Raw genomic sequence first — 15,638 nt, 5'->3', positions numbered from 1 at the left:
TACCTGTGAGTAAATTTAATCGAATTGGAGGTGGAAGTAAAGGAAAGTTTACCTATGGGTAAGATAGAGCGGTTTGAGGCTTTGTTCTGTGTGATTTTTACTTATGGGTAAAGTTATGGCGCTCCTGCATGTTCGCAGAAGCGCCAGGAAGGGCGTGTTGTTAGATATTGATCTCAAGGCTCTTCATCACCTTGCCTTTGCCCCCTGCCAGAAGGCCGGTGATGCGTCCGTCTTTAAGCTCCAGCGTGACCCTGATTTCGCTTGGTGACGGTTCGGTCATGAATGCGCCCTGGGCGATCAGGAACGTGTCCTTTTTGATGCCGAGCAGGTCATGGAGCACGCAGGCCAGCGGGCCGGCGGCCATGCCGGTGGCGGCTTCCTCGGTGATGCCATAGCGCGGGGCGAACATACGGGTGGTGGCGTCAATCGCGGTTTCGTCGGTTTCGGTGGTGAAGATGTAATAGCCGATCAGATCCAGCTTCTCGCTGATCGTGTTGATGGCGTCCTGATCGGGTGTGATGTTGGCGAGTGTCGCCTGGTCTTTCACCGCAATGACGATGAAGTTATTGCCGGTATTGACCAGCACCGGGCGGGCGCGGTCATCGAGGTCATTAGACGTGATCGACAGGGGGTTCAGCACATCATCAAGTGTTACACCCTGATCAACCCAACTGTTGGCCGGGGTGTAGGTCGGGGCGAGTTGCTCCATATAGGCCATGCCGTGATCAAGGATGATCTTGCGCGGGCCATCGACGGTTTCCTTTGATGTCTCGCCATCGCCAAAGCGTTGCAGTGCGGCAAGGTAGGAAAAGGTTGCGATGGTGGCATGGCCGCAATGGGCGATGCGTTTGGTGGGCGTAAAGAAATCAAGCTTGATGCCGCAACTCTCGGATTTCGAGACAAAGGCGGTTTCGGAAAGCCCGACTTTCTGCGCGATCAACAGCTTTTGCGCGTCGCTATAGTGATCGGCATCCAGCACGACACCGGCCGGGTTGCCGCCCGTTCCGTTTTTCACAAACGCATTGACGATCTGCACCGGGATGGTTTGGGGTATTTCTTGAGATGTACTCATGTCTATATTCCTGCTAAAATCTGTGTTGAGGCTGTTTTAATCGATCTGGCAGGGATTGCGGACTCATATATAGATGAAGAAACCTCATGAAATGTCACGGGGCGATCTGATGGCGCGGGTGATCCCGCTGGCCCCGGTGCTGGCCGCGATTGCCAGCGAACACAGTTTCAGCAAGGCCGCCGAAAAGCTTGGCGTGCATCAATCGGCGGTCAGTCACCGGATCACCCAGCTTGAAGAGGCGCTTGGCTTTGCCCTGTTTGCGCGCACAACGCGCCAGATCACCCCGACCGAATATGGCAAGGTGCTGTGCGCAGCCGCGCTTGAAACGGTGGATGTCTGGGACGCGGCGTTTGACCGGCTGGAGAAATTCCGGACCGCGGGCACGGTGCGCCTGTCGGTGGCATCCGCGCTGGCGATGAAATGGGTGCTGCCCAATCTGGCCTCGGCGCAGCAGGCGGGGCTTGAGGTGGCGCTTGATGTTAATGACCGGCCAGTGGATTTCACCCGGGGCACCATTGATGCCGCCATCCGTTTTGGTGCGGGGCCCTATCCGGGGCTGCATTCAACACTGATTAAAAAGGCAGAGATCATGCCGGTTGCCCGTCCGGGCTATGTCGCTGTGGGCAGGGGGCTTGAAGATGTTCTTGGCGATCTTGACGTTACCTTACTCAAGGATGCGGTGGGGGAGCGTGATGGCACGGATTTCAGTTGGGATTATTACGCGGCGAAGGCGGGGGTGAGGCTTGATGCGCACAGCAATGCATTGGCCTTTGATCGTGCCGATCTGGTGTTGCAGGCGGCAATCAATGGCATGGGCATCGGGCTTGGCCGAACGCTTCTGATCGAGGGCGATATCGCGCAAGGGTTCTTGAAACCGGTCGGGAAGGCTGTGCCGATGAAATCAGCCTATTGGCTGGTCTGCAGCCCGGAATTTGCCAGGACGGAGCGATATGCGCAGCTTTTGGGCTGGCTTAAGGATCAGATGAAATAGGCTTGCCGTTTTGCCCGTGTCTGCCTAAATTCCCGCCATGACAAATACAACTGATGACATGATCTATCGCGTATTGGGTTCGGATGAATGGGCAGAAGCCCTCAGCGCCGGACAATATGACGGTGCGCCCCATGATATTGCCGATGGCTTTATCCATTTCTCGACCCAGGATACGCTGGCCGCAACGCTTGCGCTGCATTATGCCGGGCGGGACCATTTGAAGCTTCTGCGGGTGCCGGTGGCGCCGATTGCCGCGAAACTGAAATGGGAACCGGCCCGTGGCGGCACGCTGTTCCCGCATTTGTATGATGTTCTGTCGGTGGAGCACGTGACCAAGGTCGATGAAATTCGCCTTGATGAAAACGGTGTTCACATCCTGCCCAAAGATCTGCGCTAAATATTTGTGCTGTGATCAGGTGTCCGTATCGGTTGGGCGCCAGTAATCCTGCCGACCATGACGGATATGCAGGATCGAAACCTGTTGATCGTTTACGCTATAGAAGATCCGCCACGGCGTTCCGCGCCCGTATAAAAGCTGGCGGATTTTAACATCAAATTCCTTGCTTTCCGGGGCGACCGGATTTTTGAACGGCAAGGTTTCAAGAGCTGTTATCGCAGTACGCAGGCCGTCTCGCCAAGTCTTGGCGTAGGCCGGGTTTTCGATCCGAAACCATTCAAATGCTTCGCGGATATCCTGCGCCGCGTTGGGCGCGATGATCACCCGGTAATGCTTCATGCCAGGTTATGCTGCCGGGTCGGAAAGCGTGGCAAAGAAATCCGTGGCGTCTTCCCCTTCGCCCTGATCAATCTGGGTCAACCCTCTGCGGATGCCAGCAACGCTATCGGCGTATTCAAGCCGGTTTTGCATCTCCTGCCACGCGCCCGCATCCATTACGACGAGGCTTGCCTTGCCATTGACGGTCAGAAAGGCGGGTTTACCCGTTTCCTTGAGCCGTTTGGTGAATTGCGCTGTTTCGCGTTTGAACTCGGTTAGTGGACGAATGTCCTTGGTGATATCCATTGCCACACCTTTAAAGCATCTTTTAAAGTGCGATTTTAGCGCATTTTTGCTGTAAATGCGATCTTTATCCGGATTTAAATCCCGCGCGGTTTCCAAAGATATAATCGCCCGCCGCCTTTCTTGGTGCCGGTATCGATCACGCCGGGAAGCTTCCCGGCGCGCACGGCATTCAGGAACGCGTGGCCGAGTTTGACCTTGTCGCCGATATAAAGCGTTCCCCAGTCACGCCCATAGATTTCATGGAAATGAAACGGGCCGGGGCTTCGCGCGGCAAGGGTTGCTTTGAGTTTATCGAGATCAAGCTGTGGCATCGGGGGATCTCAGCATGGTTGCGGCGTGTCTGCATTGTTCTGGCGCAATTCGTCGGAAACAAGCGCGCCCGTCAGGCGTTGTGGTTTCATGCATAACATTCAGATCCATAGCCGAAAGGCCCGGTCATGACGGCGCCAAAGAATGCAAAGGTCGAGGACATTGTTGCACGCATTGGCGAGCGTGCGGAAGGTGACCGGCATGTTTCGGTCGGCGATATTGTGGCCGAGCTTGGACAACGCAGTCAGGGGCCATTTCTGTTGGTGCCGGGCCTGATTGGTGTTTCGCCGATTGGCGGGATTCCCTTTGCGCCGACCTTTCTGGCCGCACTCGTTGCCGTGTTTTCCCTGCAAATCATCATCGGACGCACGCATTTATGGCTACCCGACGTCTTGGCAGATCGTGAGATTTCTGGCGATAAAGTCCTCACAGGGCTTGAAAAGATCGACCCGGTGGCCAAGCGGATGGATCGCTGGTTTGGTGGGCGGTTCGAAAGCCTGATCAGCGGGGTTGCCGTGCGGATCGCAGCACTTATGTGCCTGATCCTGTCGCTGTCGATGCCGATGTTTGAGCTTGTCCCGTTTGCCGCACTCGCCCCCATGAGCGCCATTGCTGCCTTCGGGTTGGCGATTTTGGTCAGTGACGGTCTTTTGATGCTGGCCGCCATTGCCATGACCCTCGGCACCGTAATTTTGATGTTTCAGATCATCTGAGGCATTCAGCCAACGACCCCGCCTGATATGCAAACAGCCCGCCGATGGTTCGGCGGGCTGTTTTTTGTGTTTGTGATCGGTGTTAACTTAGGCGAGTTCTGCCAGGGCAGAGGCGTTGAAGTCTTCTAACTGGTCATAGGCGCCGCTTTTGACCTTGTTGGCCCACTGGGCGTCGCTCAGAAGCGCGCGGCCAACCGCGATCAGGTCAAACTCGCCCTTTTCCATGCGATTGATCAGCTCATCAAGGCTGGCCTTTTCCGAAGCTTCGCCGGAGAACGCACCGATAAAGTCGGATGACAGGCCGACGGAACCGACCGAAATCGTCGGCGCCCCGGTAAGCTTCTTCGCCCAACCGGCAAAGTTCAGGCCTTTTTCGCCATCAATCTCGGGGAATTCCGGTTCCCAGAAACGGCGTTGCGATGCGTGGATAATGTCCACACCGGCCTCGACCAGCGGGCCGAGCCAATCGGTCATTTCATCGGGCGTATAAGCAAGGCGGGCGGTAAAGTCCTGCTGTTTCCACTGGCTGACACGCAGGATGATCGGGAAGTCCGGGCCGACGGCGGCGCGCATGGCGGTCACCACTTCACGGGCAAAGGTCGAACGTTCCTTGATCGTCTTGCCGCCAAAGCGATCGGTGCGCAGGTTGGTGCCGGACCAGAAGAATTGATCGATCAGATAGCCGTGTGCGCCATGAATTTCAAAGGTATCAAAACCGGCATTCTTGGCATCAAGCGCGGCCTTGGCGAACGCCGCAATCGTATCGGCAATATCAGATTCCGTCATGGCATTGCCGCGCGGATCATCCGGGCCGACCAGACCCGACGGGCTTTCGACCGGTGCGTCCGGTTCCCAGCCATCAGGTGTGCGGGTTGATCCGGTATGCCAGATCTGCGGGCCCATTTTGCCACCGGCGGCATGCACGGCATCGGCCACGGCCTTCCACCCGGCCATGGCGGCCTCGCCATGGAAAAGCGGAATGTGCGGAAGATTACGTGATGCCGGTCGACCAACAACCGTGCCCTCTGACAGGATCAGGCCAACGCCGCCTTCGGCGCGCTTGCTGTAATAATCGGCATTGGCCGCACCCGGAATGCCATCGGGGGCCTTGTTGCGCGTCATCGGCGCCATGACGATGCGGTTGGGAAGATCGAGCGTTTTCAGCTTGAAAGGTGTGAAGAGAATGTCGGGTTTTGACATTGGATATCCTTTGATCGGAATTTCTGTTTTGGTCGCTCCTAGATATTCCGGAAATGGCGGCTGTCAATCTGTGGCCAGGCGATAAAAACATCGGTACATGTTTTTATGCAGTACAGCGCCTGAGATCGTTGATCGAGCGGTCATAAGAAAATAACCGGCCGCATGGCGCCACTTGATGCCATTGATCCTTGCCCAAAAGCTGCCAGCCGCGTAAGAAAAGGGCATGTCCTTTCAAGCACGGAGCGTCTCGCGTGGGGTGGTATAAGTCACTGGTTTTGCCGATTGTCCGTTGGATTGATGCCGAGACCGCGCATGGTCTGGCGATCTGGGCACTGAAAAACAATCTGGTGCCGCGCGCCGATGATGCGACCGACGCGACCCCGATGCTGGAAACCGAAGTGTTCGGGCGCAAATTTGCCAATCCGGTCGGGCTTGCCGCGGGCTTTGATAAAAACGCCGAAGTCCCCAACCAGATGCTGTCACATGGCTTTGGTTTTGTTGAAATCGGTTCCGTCACGCCACTGCCGCAACCGGGTAACCCCAAACCGCGCCTTTTCCGGCTTTATTCCGACCGGGCGGTGATCAACCGTATGGGGTTCAATAACGACGGGGCCCAATTGGTGGCCGCACGCCTGCGCAAACGCGCACGGCGTGGCGTTTTGGGGGCCAACCTTGGCAAGAACAAATATTCCGAAGACGCGGCCGATGATTACGCCAAGGGGGTCGAAGCACTTGGCCCCTATGCCGATTATCTTGTGGTCAATGTGTCCTCGCCCAATACGCCGGGCCTACGCGCTTTGCAGGGCCGCGCCCCGCTTGAAAAGCTGCTCAAGGCCGTGATCAAGGCGCGCAACAGCTTTGCCAAGGGGGTTCCGGTGTTGCTTAAGGTCGCACCTGATTTGACCGAGGAAGACAAATCCGACATTGCCGCCGTGGTGACCAAGGTCAAGCTTGATGGCATGATTGTTTCGAACACGACGATTGACCGGCCGGTCGGGCTTAATTCCTATGATCAGGATGAGAAGGGTGGCCTTTCCGGCCCGCCACTGATGGAACCTTCGACCAAGGTTCTTGCAGATTTTTACCGTTTGACCGAGGGCAAGGTGCCGCTGATCGGGGTTGGCGGGATTGCATCGGGCAAGGATGCCTATGAGAAGATCCTTAATGGTGCGTCGCTGGTGCAGCTTTATTCATCGCTGGTGTATCACGGTTTGGAGCTTGTTACCGAGATCAAGGAAGACCTTGCACGACGTCTGCGCAAGGATGGCTTTGCCAATGTGAGTGATGCGGTTGGTGCTGCCTTCCCGGAGATTTCGGGCAAGGGCATTCCGGTTGATGAGGCGCGCGCTGCCAAGGCGGCTGTGGCTTCGAAATCAAACAACAAATAAAACAAGGACCCGGACGGCATGAGCAAGACCGCCTCCTATGAAATGATCAATGGCCTGTCCGAGGTGATTGGCAAATATGATGCCGTGATCCTTGATCTTTGGGGCGTGGTACATGACGGGGTGACACCCTATCCAAGCTCGATTGCGGCGATGACCGCCCTTAAGGAAGCCGGCATTCCGGTGGCCCTTCTGTCCAATGCGCCGCGGCGTTCGTCGGTCGTGGTCAGCCGGATGGAAGATATGGGCATTGCGCGCGATCTGTATGGTCCGGCGGTGGCATCGGGCGAGGTTGCCTATGCCCAGCTCGTGGCGCGTTCTGATCCCTGGTACGCCAAGCTGGGGCGCAAGGTCCTGATGGTCGGTCCGGTGCGCGATATGTCGATGTTTGAACAGCAGGATGTCGAGATTGTCACCGAGGTCGATGATGCCGATTGGGTTCTGATCACGGGTCCCAACGAGGATCATGATCCGGTTTCGAAATACGAAGACTTGCTCCATGCGCTTAAGGCCCGTGACCTGCCGGTGCTGTGCCCGAACCCCGACCGCGAAGTGATCCGCGGTGGCAACCGCATTATCTGTGCCGGTGCGATTGCCGGACGCTATGAAGAACTGGGCGGCAATGTCCGTTGGGAAGGCAAACCACTGGCAAGTGCCTATGACTTCTGCCTGCAGATGTTCGATGCGGGCCCGGATGCGAAGCTTCTGGTCGTCGGCGACAGCATTTCGACCGACATCGCCGGGTCGAACAATGCCGGTCTGGACGTTGCACTTGTCACCGGCGGCATCCACGCCGAGGAACTCGACGCGCCGCGCGGTACGCTTCCGGAACGCGAGAAGCTTGATGCGCTTTTGAACGCCACGGGCCGTCATATCACCTATGCGATGGGGGATTTCTGCTGGTAGGCAGCAGCCCTGATTTTGGCGGAGATTGCCATGCTGACCGATGACATCCGCGACTATGCCAATCGTTCGGTTCTGTGCTGGATGGCGACAAGTTCCGATGCCGGGCCGTCGGTCAGTCCCAAGGAAATTTTTGCGTGCTTTGGGGATGACCGCATCATCATCGCCAATATCGCCTCCCCGCAGTCGGTGCAGAATGTCGCGCGCAATCCGCAGGTTTGCGTCAGTTTCGTTGATGTGTTTTCACAACGCGGCTGGCAGCTTTATGGTGAAGCGACACTGATGCGCAGGGGTGATGCCGGGTTTGAGGATCGCCAGGCCATCTTGCAGAACATGGCAGGCGACGCCTTTCGGGTGGCGACCCTGTTTGATGTGACGGTCACCAAGGCCAATGAAATCCTGGCACCCAGTTACCGGTTCAAAAAGGACGTGAATGAGGCCGACATGCGCGAAAGTGCGCTGCGGACCTATGGCGTGAAACTGCGCGACTAGTTTTCCGCCGCCACCTTGCTTTCGCGGAAGATCACGAACAGGCCACTCGCGGTAATGATTGCTGCCCCGACAAAGGTCAGAACATCGGGCGTTTCGCCCCAGAACATCCAGCCAAGCGCGGTTGCCCAGATGAGTGCCGTGTAGTCAAAGGGTGCCACCGTCGGGGCCTCGGCAAAGCGGAAGGCCTGGGTGATCATGGCCATGCCGAGCGAGCCGCATAGCGCAATCGCCAGAAACAGCCAGATGTCCTCCGCCCGGACCGGGCTCCAGACAAAGATCACCGGGATGCTGGTCAGGATCGCGCTGGTCAGGCTGAGATAGAGCAACAATGTCCACATGCTTTCGCGCGTATCGACAAAGCGCGCGCTGAGCATCAGGATCGCATAGGTAAACGCGGTCGCAATCGGCAGGAGCGAGATCAGCTCAAACGTTGCAGCCCCGGGCCGGACAATCACCAGAACCCCCAGAAAACCAACACTGACCGCCAGCCAGCGCCGCCAGCCGACCCGGGCAATGAAAATCGCCGAAAGGGCGGTGATAAATAGCGGGGCGACGAAGGCCAGTGCGGTGGCTTCGGCAAGGCCAAGGTGATGGATGCTGGTAAAGAACATCACGGTGGCGGCAATCCAGACGACACCGCGCATGAAATGCACGTGAACCCGGCTTGACCGCAAGCTGCGAGAACCGCCCATTTTGAGCGCCACCAAAAAGGCAAAGGGCAGGGCGATGATGTTGCGCAGGAAGATGATCTGGATCGGGGAATAATGATCCATCAGGCTTTTGGCCAGCGCATCATTGATACACAGCGCTGCCACCCCGCCACACATCGTCATGATGCCGGCAAGGTTGTTCTGGCGTGAAGTGTTGCTGGACGTCATCGCCCCTGTCCCCGCGTTTTGATCCGGTTTTTATCATTTTTCAAAATCAGATATCCCTTTCCAGATATCCGGTTCGCAACGCAGGGTCGAGCGATTTCATCACATCGATAAAGGCGCGTAAGGGTGGGGGAACCCGCCGGTGATCCGGGTAATACAGGAAAAGCCCCGGAATTTCGGGTAACCAGTCATCGAGCACAGTGACAAGATCACCATTGGCGATGGCACGCGCGGCATAAATCTCGGAAACATAGGCAATGCCAAGCCCCTGTCGGGCGACATCGACCATCAGATCATGACGATCGAGCGTCAGCGGGCCGGACACATCAATCGAGATTTCCTGTCCCTGCTTTTCAAAATCCCAGTGATAGATCTTGCCGCTGGGAAAGCGATGGCGGATGCAATCATGGCTGTGCAAATCATCGGGCACGATGGGACGTGGACGGGTTTTGAAATAGTCTGGCGATGCAACCGCGACAAAGCGAAATGGCGGGCCAAAGCGCACCGCCACCATATCAAGTGGCACGGCTTCGCCCAGCCGTGCCCCGGCATCAAAACCGCCTGCGACGATATCAACAAGCCGTCCTTCGGTCACCAGATCAATCGCCACATCCGGATATTGTTTGCGCATTTCCGGAACCACATGGCGGGTCAAAAGGCGTGCGGCCCCGTCGGATGTGTTGATGCGCACCGTGCCCGACGTCCCGCCGGTGCGAAAGCTTTCGACCGTGCCCATGGCTTCTTCAAGGTTGAGCAGTGCCGGGCGTAACCGATCAAGCAGCTGTTCGCCCGCCTCGGTCAGGGACACACTGCGCGTGGTGCGATGAAACAGACGGATATCAAGGTTGCTTTCCATGTTGCGCAGTGCGTGGCTGAGGGTGGAGGGCGCAACACCCAGCGCATCGGCGGCCTTGCGGAAACTGCGATGTTCGGCAACGGCGATGAAGAACCGCATGTCATTCAGGGTCGGCTGGCTGATTGCTGGCATATTTTCACTAACCTATCCGAATTAAGCGAGATTATCGCATCAATCATTGGTTTCTATAGTCCCCCCATGTTCAGAGCAAGACAGAAAGGAACTGACATGGACAAGACATGGTTAATTACCGGTGCATCGTCCGGGTTTGGTCGTGGGCTTACGGAAAAGGTACTGGCGCGTGGTGATCGTGTGATCGCCACCGTACGACGCACAGGGTCGCTTGACGATCTGGTCGCACAATATGGCGAACGGCTCAGTGTTGCTTATCTTGATGTAAGCGAGCCCGATGCGGTGCAGGCGACCGTTGACAAGGCCTTTGCCGATTTTGGACGGATTGATTTCATCGTCAGCAATGCCGGCTTTGGCATCATGGGGGCGGCCGAGGAAACCGGCATTGATCAGATGCGCCAGATTATTGATACCAACCTTTTGGGATCAATTGTTGTGATCAGAGCTGCCTTGCCACACCTGCGTGGGCAAGGATCGGGGCGTGTCATTCAGGTATCGTCCGAAGGCGGTCAGATCGCCTATCCGGGCTTTAGCCTGTATCACGCGACCAAATGGGGCATCGAGGGCTTTGTTGAATCGCTGGCCAAGGAAGTCGCGCCATTTGACATTGAATTCATGCTGGTCGAACCCGGTCCGTCACGCACCGCGTTTATCGGCTCCATCATCCAGCCGGAACCGATCAGTGATTATGACGGCACCCCGGCCCATGACCTCAAGGAAGCCGCCTTTGGCGGTGGATGGGTGATCAAGGGCGATCCGGATCGCATGATAAATGCGATGATTGCGGCGGCAGATGCACCGAAAATGCCGTTTCGTTTGTTGCTGGGATCAGATGCCTATGATGGCGTTCATGCCGCATTGACCGAAAGGCTGGCAAAGCTTGAGGCCGGAAAAGACATCACCATTTCCGCCGATTTTACCGAGGAAGAACTTGCCGCAATGTAGGATCTTTTTCCGTAGATACCCAACGCAAAAACGCCGCCCGAAAGTGGGCGGCGTTTCGCAGTTTGATCGACATTGAGGAGACGATCAGATGGATTTTCTGGAGGCCGATCAGAGCGCCATTTTGCGGTTGGCGTCGATATAGATCTCGCGCAGGCGCTTGGCGACCGGGCCCGGAACGCCATCGCCAACCGGTTTGTCATCAATTTCGACAACCGGGCAGACAAAGGCCGAGGCCGAGGTCGAGAAGGCCTCTGCCGCATTCTGGGCTTCTTCAACCGTGAAGTGGCGTTCTTCGACCTTGAGCTGAAGCTCCTCGGCGCATTTCAGGACCGCCGCACGGGTGATGCCGTGCAGGATGTCGGTCGACAGTTCGCGGGTGACGATCGTGCCGTCCTTGGTGACGATATAGGCGTTGTTGCTCGATCCTTCGGTGACATAGCCATCCAGCACCATCCAGGCATCATCCTTGCCCTTGGCAGCTGCATCGGTTTTCAGAAGCGATGCATATAGCAGCTGCACGGTCTTGATGTCAGACCGGCGCCAGCGGATATCGGTGGCGGTCATGATTTTCTGACCGCGTTCGGCAAGGGCCGATTTGATCAGTGATTTGCTTTGGGTGAACATCACGATGGTCGGCGGCGTTTGCGGATCGATTGCGAAATCACGATCACCGGCCGAACCACGCGAAACCTGAAGGTAAATCAGGCCTTCGGTGATGTCGTTAAGCTTCACCAGTTCACGGTGGGCTTCAAGAAGCTGGTCAATATCGGGTTTGAATTCGAACTTGAGTTCGGCAAGCGAGCGTTCGAGGCGCTTCATGTGGCCCATGAAGTCAATCAGCTTGCCATCAAGCACCGAGGTCACTTCATACACGCCGTCGGCGAACAGGAAGGATCGGTCAAAAATCGAAATCTTTGCTTCGGTTTCCGGCAAAAACTCGCCGTTCACATAAACAGTGCGCATGGTTAGTTCCCTGTCTGGCACGCGGATCCGTTGCGATCCGTCATGGATGGATAAGCGACGTTTCCAAAGACCCGTTCGCGCACGGCCAGTGCCATCGCGATCGTTGGCTTGTTCGGTTTTTCCGCTCTTTAGAGTCTCAAATATCACAGGGCGACGCAATCTGTCGCGCAAAAGCTCTATATCGTGCGTGTAAAAGGTGAATTGTTGCTTGAATGGGCCGTCATTGAGGGGTTGATACTGTGAGTAGGGCCGTAATTTCCGATATTATTCGAAGATTATTCGATTTAAAATTTTTCGATTTTTTGCGTTTGACCGTAACATAGGTTGAGGTTTTATCGTCCTGCTTCATGAGAACAAACGATGATGAAAAGACATCGTCAAAGGAATGGAGCCTTGTGATGAATAGCCACCAGCCTGTCACCCATAACGCCCCGGTCGCACCAGACCATGACGCTTTGCAAAGCCGGATCAATGCCAGTTGGGCCGCCCCGATCAAATGCCCGAAACAGGAAGTGGATCTCGATGCCTATTTCGCCCGGATCGGCTATGACGGCCCGCGCGAAGCCACACTGGACGTGTTGCAAACCCTGCATGCGCTGCATCCGGCAACCATCCCGTTCGAAGCGATTGATGTGTTCAATGACACACCAATAAGCATTGATCCGGAGCGCGTCGATCAGAAGCTGATCCATGACGGGCGGGGTGGTTATTGTTTTGAGCAAAACGGCCTGTTTCGCCGCGTCTTGCGCAGCCTTGGCTTTGAGGTCGAAGGTCTGGCCGGGCGGGTTTTATGGGGTTATGGCCCGAATGATATGCCCCGTCCGCGCTGCCACATGGCCAACCGCGTGATGATCGATGGCGAAGCCTGGCTGGCCGATGTCGGCTTGGGTGGGTGTGTGCCAACCGCGCCCTTGATGCTCGATATTGCAACGCCACAAGCAACCCCGCATGACACCTATCGCGTGATCAAGGGCGCGCACAGCTATCGGGTTGAACTGGAACGTGATGGCGTGTGGAAGGCGGTACATGAGATCGATATCGCACCTGTTTCGGATATCGATTACGAGGTCATGAACTGGTACGCATCCGATCACCCCGAAAGCGGGTTTTGCAAGACCCTGATGGTCGCCAGATCTGCCCCGTTTGCGCGCTTTACGTTGCTGAACAACCGCCTGACCATCCGGCTGGTCACCGGTGAGGAAGAGCAACACACGCTCAGCGTTGGCGATATTCCGCAGACGCTCAAAGACATCTTTGGCATCGCGCCGGACCCGGCCTGGCGCGGCGCCTTTGCCAGATTGGTCAATCACAGTCACGGATAACCGATTGTGCGGTGTTTATCCGGCTATGAATGATCAAGGGCGGGGAGTTTTGCTCCCCGCCCGCTGATTCCGGATCTGGTTTGGGTGTCTGTCGACCGTGATGGTCTATATTCCCGGATTACTCCGGGTGGGCGGCCTCAATGATCAGGTCGGCGACTGCCTGCGGATGGGATACCATGACAACGTGCGAGGCATCATTAACCACAACTGTTTTACGTGCATCTGCCCGTTCTGCCATAAAGGTCATGGCTGCTGGCGGGATGTTTTTATCGGCAGTGCCAAAGATGTGATAGGACGGCAGATCCTTCCATGCGGCCTGCTGTGCCGGTTCATTGAGCGCAAAGTCGGTGACAGGGCGCTGGGCGGCTGCCATCAGGCGGGCCTTTTCCGCCGGTACGTCAGCAGCAAATTGCTGTCCGAATTTTGCCTGATCAATATAAAGATCATTGATCCCGTTGCCGATTGCGACCGGTGCTGCCAGTGCTTCACCCAATGTGCTGCCCGGGAACTGACCGGCCAGTTGGGCAATGGTTTCACCCGGTTCGGCGGCAAAGGATGCCACATAGACCAGTGATTTGACATTGGCCGCGCCGGCAGCGGCGGCACTGATGACCATGCCGCCATATGAATGGCCGACCAGAACCGTTTCACCCTCGATGCTATCAATGACGGCGCGGGCATAGGCGGCATCACCGGACACACTGCGCAGCGGGTTGGCAACACTGACGACCGGATAGCCGTCGGCAAGCAGAATGTCGGTCACACCATCCCAACTGTCGGAGGCGGCAAAGGCGCCATGGATCAGAACGATGGTCGGGCGGTTTGTCGGTGCGTTGCTATCTGCAAAGGCGGCGACGGGCGCGGATAACAGACCCAGGCCAAATGCGGTGGCGGTGAGCAGTTTTTTCAGGTTGGTCATTTTCATCTCTCCTTGTACCGGCTTCGGATCGCGAAGCGCTGTAATGCTGATAGAGATGTGGATACCTTGATAAATTAAATAGCGCAATAATAAATCGTGTACGATTAAATATTGCGCGATCACTTAATCGTGAGCGCCGCATCAAATGGCGGCAGTCCAGGGATCGCGGCAATGGAAACAGGTGGCAAATTGCGGGCCGGTCATGTGAACGCGTCTGGGCTTTGGACCCGGACCAAAGGCACCAAGATCCCAGCTTTGTTATTGGCCAGCCTTTGCGTTGGCCTCGTTTGTCAGGCTTTCCATATAGCTCAGCAGATCAGCGATGCTTTGGGAGGTGAAGGAAAATTCGGGCATGGTCATGTTGTCATGCGATACCGTGATGCCCTCGGCCAAGGCTTCTTCAAGGTTTTCCAGCGGCCAGCGTTGCCCGAAACTGGCAAGGGCCGGGGCGGTGGTGACGGTCGGATCGGGCAGGGGATCGCCTTCGAATTTGGTGTGACAGCGCAGGCAGGTCTGCTCGGCAATCGATTGCCCGCGTTCGACATCGCCATATGCCTCGCCGTTGTGCGCCATGTAATCGCTGATCCCCCACATGCCCAAGGCCACGACACCGGTCAACAGGATGACAAGGCTGGTTTTCTGCATGGCGGGCTCCCTAATGGCGATTTTGAATGTCTTCTAATCGCCTGTATAGCAAGCCAAGGTAACGAATTTCCTAAAGCACGCCTTGGGGGTGGTGCTGTGCAGGCAACCCCGTATCGAAGCATCATCTGATGGATAGGGTGCTTTATTGATGTTGATAATCAGTATCATTTGGGTTAAGCGTGTCATCCCATGCGGGCACCGGGCTTGTCCGCATTGTGCAAAGGACATTCTGATTGGCTTCAAACGCGACATCAAATGTGACGTCATTGGCACTGTTCATGCGCCAGCGATCCGCACTTGTGAACTATGCCAGCAGCATCATCGGCAGCCGTGTGCAGGCCGAAGATCTGGTGCAGGAAGCATGGTTGCGGTTTGATGCGGCGACCAAGGGGCGGTTTCTCGATGATACCACCGGCTATCTTTACCGGATCGTGCGCAATCTGGCACTTGATAGCAAACGCCAGATTGCTCGTGAAAGCAGCCTGACCGCCGCATCTGATTATGATGTGGCCGTGCAAACGCGCGCATCCGACAGCCCGGACCCGGAAACGGTTGCGGTGTACAAGGATGAATACGCGATTTTGATGCAAGCCCTTTCCGAATTGCCCGAACGCACGCGCATAGCCTGCGAGATGCATCGGGTTGGCGGGGCGAAACTGCGCGAGATTGCCGATTATCTCGATATTTCCGTGCCGCTTGCCCATAAGCTTGTATCCGAGGGCATTGATCATTGCCGCGAACGGCTGGGTGGCTGGCCATGAGGATCATTCATTGCCCGATTAAACAGTCTGGCCTTGCGGAATTTTGCGCCATAACCCGCACAGATGGTGACGTGTTGCGTGATATCGGCTATATCGCCCTGATCGCACCAATCGGTGCAACGGGGGCGCAATAG

General features: G+C 56.4%; 20 protein-coding genes. 10 read left to right on the top strand and 10 right to left on the bottom strand.

Translation table 11 applies throughout. The features are described from left to right. Window positions 1-160: 160 nt before the first annotated feature. A complete protein-coding gene (locus tag FHI25_RS17385) occupies window positions 161-1,072 on the bottom strand; it encodes a PhzF family phenazine biosynthesis protein (RefSeq protein WP_210519948.1) in 912 nt (303 codons plus the stop codon). A gap of 73 nt (window positions 1,073-1,145) precedes the next feature. Here FHI25_RS17385 and FHI25_RS17380 point away from each other — a divergent pair, with 73 nt between their 5' ends. Both FHI25_RS17380 and FHI25_RS17375 read left to right on the top strand, forming a co-directional pair. Continuing rightward, the gene (locus FHI25_RS17380) at window positions 1,146-2,063 is read left to right on the top strand and encodes a LysR family transcriptional regulator (RefSeq protein ID WP_210519946.1); all 918 of its coding nucleotides are present in this window, start codon (window positions 1,146-1,148) and stop codon (window positions 2,061-2,063) included. A 37-nt stretch (window positions 2,064-2,100) separates the two neighbouring features. Next, complete coding sequence (locus FHI25_RS17375; RefSeq protein WP_210519944.1) at window positions 2,101-2,460, top strand: DUF952 domain-containing protein; 360 nt, start codon at window positions 2,101-2,103, stop codon at window positions 2,458-2,460. A 15-nt stretch (window positions 2,461-2,475) separates the two neighbouring features. Here FHI25_RS17375 and FHI25_RS17370 read toward each other — a convergent pair whose 3' ends face one another. From FHI25_RS17370 to FHI25_RS17360, 3 genes are all read right to left on the bottom strand, one after another. Beyond that, a complete protein-coding gene (locus FHI25_RS17370) occupies window positions 2,476-2,799 on the bottom strand; it encodes a type II toxin-antitoxin system RelE/ParE family toxin (RefSeq protein ID WP_246879185.1) in 324 nt (107 codons plus the stop codon). A 6-nt stretch (window positions 2,800-2,805) separates the two neighbouring features. Then, window positions 2,806-3,084 (bottom strand): type II toxin-antitoxin system Phd/YefM family antitoxin, encoded by a 279-nt coding sequence (locus tag FHI25_RS17365; RefSeq protein WP_210519942.1) that lies wholly within the window; start codon window positions 3,082-3,084, stop codon window positions 2,806-2,808. Between the two features lie 74 nt (window positions 3,085-3,158). Continuing rightward, a complete protein-coding gene (locus tag FHI25_RS17360) occupies window positions 3,159-3,395 on the bottom strand; it encodes a DUF1413 domain-containing protein (protein ID WP_210519940.1) in 237 nt (78 codons plus the stop codon). 126 nt (window positions 3,396-3,521) lie between these two features. Here FHI25_RS17360 and FHI25_RS17355 point away from each other — a divergent pair, with 126 nt between their 5' ends. Next, window positions 3,522-4,106, top strand: a complete 585-nt coding sequence (locus FHI25_RS17355; RefSeq protein WP_210519938.1) for an exopolysaccharide biosynthesis protein — start codon at window positions 3,522-3,524, stop codon at window positions 4,104-4,106. Between the two features lie 87 nt (window positions 4,107-4,193). Here the strand turns inward: FHI25_RS17355 and FHI25_RS17350 are convergent, their stop codons facing one another. Beyond that, window positions 4,194-5,306: an NADH:flavin oxidoreductase gene (locus tag FHI25_RS17350; RefSeq protein WP_210519936.1), complete on the bottom strand. Its 1,113-nt coding sequence runs from the start codon at window positions 5,304-5,306 to the stop codon at window positions 4,194-4,196. Window positions 5,307-5,557: 251 nt separating this feature from the next. Here FHI25_RS17350 and FHI25_RS17345 point away from each other — a divergent pair, with 251 nt between their 5' ends. The 3 genes from FHI25_RS17345 to FHI25_RS17335 are packed head-to-tail and all read left to right on the top strand — an operon-like array spanning window position 5,558 to window position 8,086. Beyond that, entirely contained in the window at window positions 5,558-6,694 is a 1,137-nt protein-coding gene (locus tag FHI25_RS17345) for a quinone-dependent dihydroorotate dehydrogenase (RefSeq protein WP_210519934.1), read from the top strand. A gap of 18 nt (window positions 6,695-6,712) precedes the next feature. Then, the gene (locus tag FHI25_RS17340) at window positions 6,713-7,597 is read left to right on the top strand and encodes a TIGR01459 family HAD-type hydrolase (RefSeq protein ID WP_210519932.1); all 885 of its coding nucleotides are present in this window, start codon (window positions 6,713-6,715) and stop codon (window positions 7,595-7,597) included. 30 nt (window positions 7,598-7,627) lie between these two features. Further along, entirely contained in the window at window positions 7,628-8,086 is a 459-nt protein-coding gene (locus FHI25_RS17335) for a pyridoxamine 5'-phosphate oxidase family protein (RefSeq protein ID WP_210519931.1), read from the top strand. Here FHI25_RS17335 and FHI25_RS17330 read toward each other — a convergent pair. Next, window positions 8,083-8,964 carry a DMT family transporter gene (locus FHI25_RS17330; protein WP_210519929.1) on the bottom strand — a complete coding sequence of 294 codons (882 nt, stop codon included), beginning with the start codon at window positions 8,962-8,964 and terminating at the stop codon, window positions 8,083-8,085. The genes FHI25_RS17335 and FHI25_RS17330 overlap by 4 nt on opposite strands. A 46-nt stretch (window positions 8,965-9,010) precedes the next feature. Then, window positions 9,011-9,949 (bottom strand): LysR family transcriptional regulator, encoded by a 939-nt coding sequence (locus tag FHI25_RS17325; RefSeq protein ID WP_210519927.1) that lies wholly within the window; start codon window positions 9,947-9,949, stop codon window positions 9,011-9,013. A gap of 96 nt (window positions 9,950-10,045) precedes the next feature. Between FHI25_RS17325 and FHI25_RS17320 the strand changes: the two genes are divergently transcribed. Next, window positions 10,046-10,894: an SDR family oxidoreductase gene (locus FHI25_RS17320; protein ID WP_210519925.1), complete on the top strand. Its 849-nt coding sequence runs from the start codon at window positions 10,046-10,048 to the stop codon at window positions 10,892-10,894. Between the two features lie 108 nt (window positions 10,895-11,002). Here the strand turns inward: FHI25_RS17320 and FHI25_RS17315 are convergent, their stop codons facing one another. Next, the gene (locus tag FHI25_RS17315) at window positions 11,003-11,857 is read right to left on the bottom strand and encodes a D-amino-acid transaminase (protein WP_210519923.1); all 855 of its coding nucleotides are present in this window, start codon (window positions 11,855-11,857) and stop codon (window positions 11,003-11,005) included. Window positions 11,858-12,255: 398 nt separating this feature from the next. Between FHI25_RS17315 and FHI25_RS17310 the strand changes: the two genes are divergently transcribed. Further along, complete coding sequence (locus FHI25_RS17310) at window positions 12,256-13,179, top strand: arylamine N-acetyltransferase (protein ID WP_210519921.1); 924 nt, start codon at window positions 12,256-12,258, stop codon at window positions 13,177-13,179. Between the two features lie 118 nt (window positions 13,180-13,297). Here the strand turns inward: FHI25_RS17310 and FHI25_RS17305 are convergent, their stop codons facing one another. Both FHI25_RS17305 and FHI25_RS17300 read right to left on the bottom strand, forming a co-directional pair. Further along, complete coding sequence (locus tag FHI25_RS17305; RefSeq protein ID WP_246879184.1) at window positions 13,298-14,098, bottom strand: alpha/beta hydrolase; 801 nt, start codon at window positions 14,096-14,098, stop codon at window positions 13,298-13,300. A 258-nt stretch (window positions 14,099-14,356) separates the two neighbouring features. Continuing rightward, window positions 14,357-14,743 (bottom strand): c-type cytochrome, encoded by a 387-nt coding sequence (locus FHI25_RS17300; protein WP_210519916.1) that lies wholly within the window; start codon window positions 14,741-14,743, stop codon window positions 14,357-14,359. 233 nt (window positions 14,744-14,976) lie between these two features. Between FHI25_RS17300 and FHI25_RS17295 the strand changes: the two genes are divergently transcribed. Both FHI25_RS17295 and FHI25_RS17290 read left to right on the top strand, forming a co-directional pair. Beyond that, window positions 14,977-15,504 (top strand): sigma-70 family RNA polymerase sigma factor, encoded by a 528-nt coding sequence (locus FHI25_RS17295; protein WP_231959681.1) that lies wholly within the window; start codon window positions 14,977-14,979, stop codon window positions 15,502-15,504. Continuing rightward, window positions 15,501-15,638, top strand: a complete 138-nt coding sequence (locus tag FHI25_RS17290; protein WP_210519914.1) for a hypothetical protein — start codon at window positions 15,501-15,503, stop codon at window positions 15,636-15,638. The genes FHI25_RS17295 and FHI25_RS17290 overlap by 4 nt, the downstream gene beginning before the upstream one ends.

Origin of the sequence: Thalassospira sp. ER-Se-21-Dark (genome assembly GCF_017922435.1) — a bacterium.
Lineage (GTDB): Bacteria > Pseudomonadota > Alphaproteobacteria > Rhodospirillales > Thalassospiraceae > Thalassospira.
Note: the sequence above shows the minus strand (reverse complement) of the source record. Positions and strands in the feature narration are given on the sequence as shown.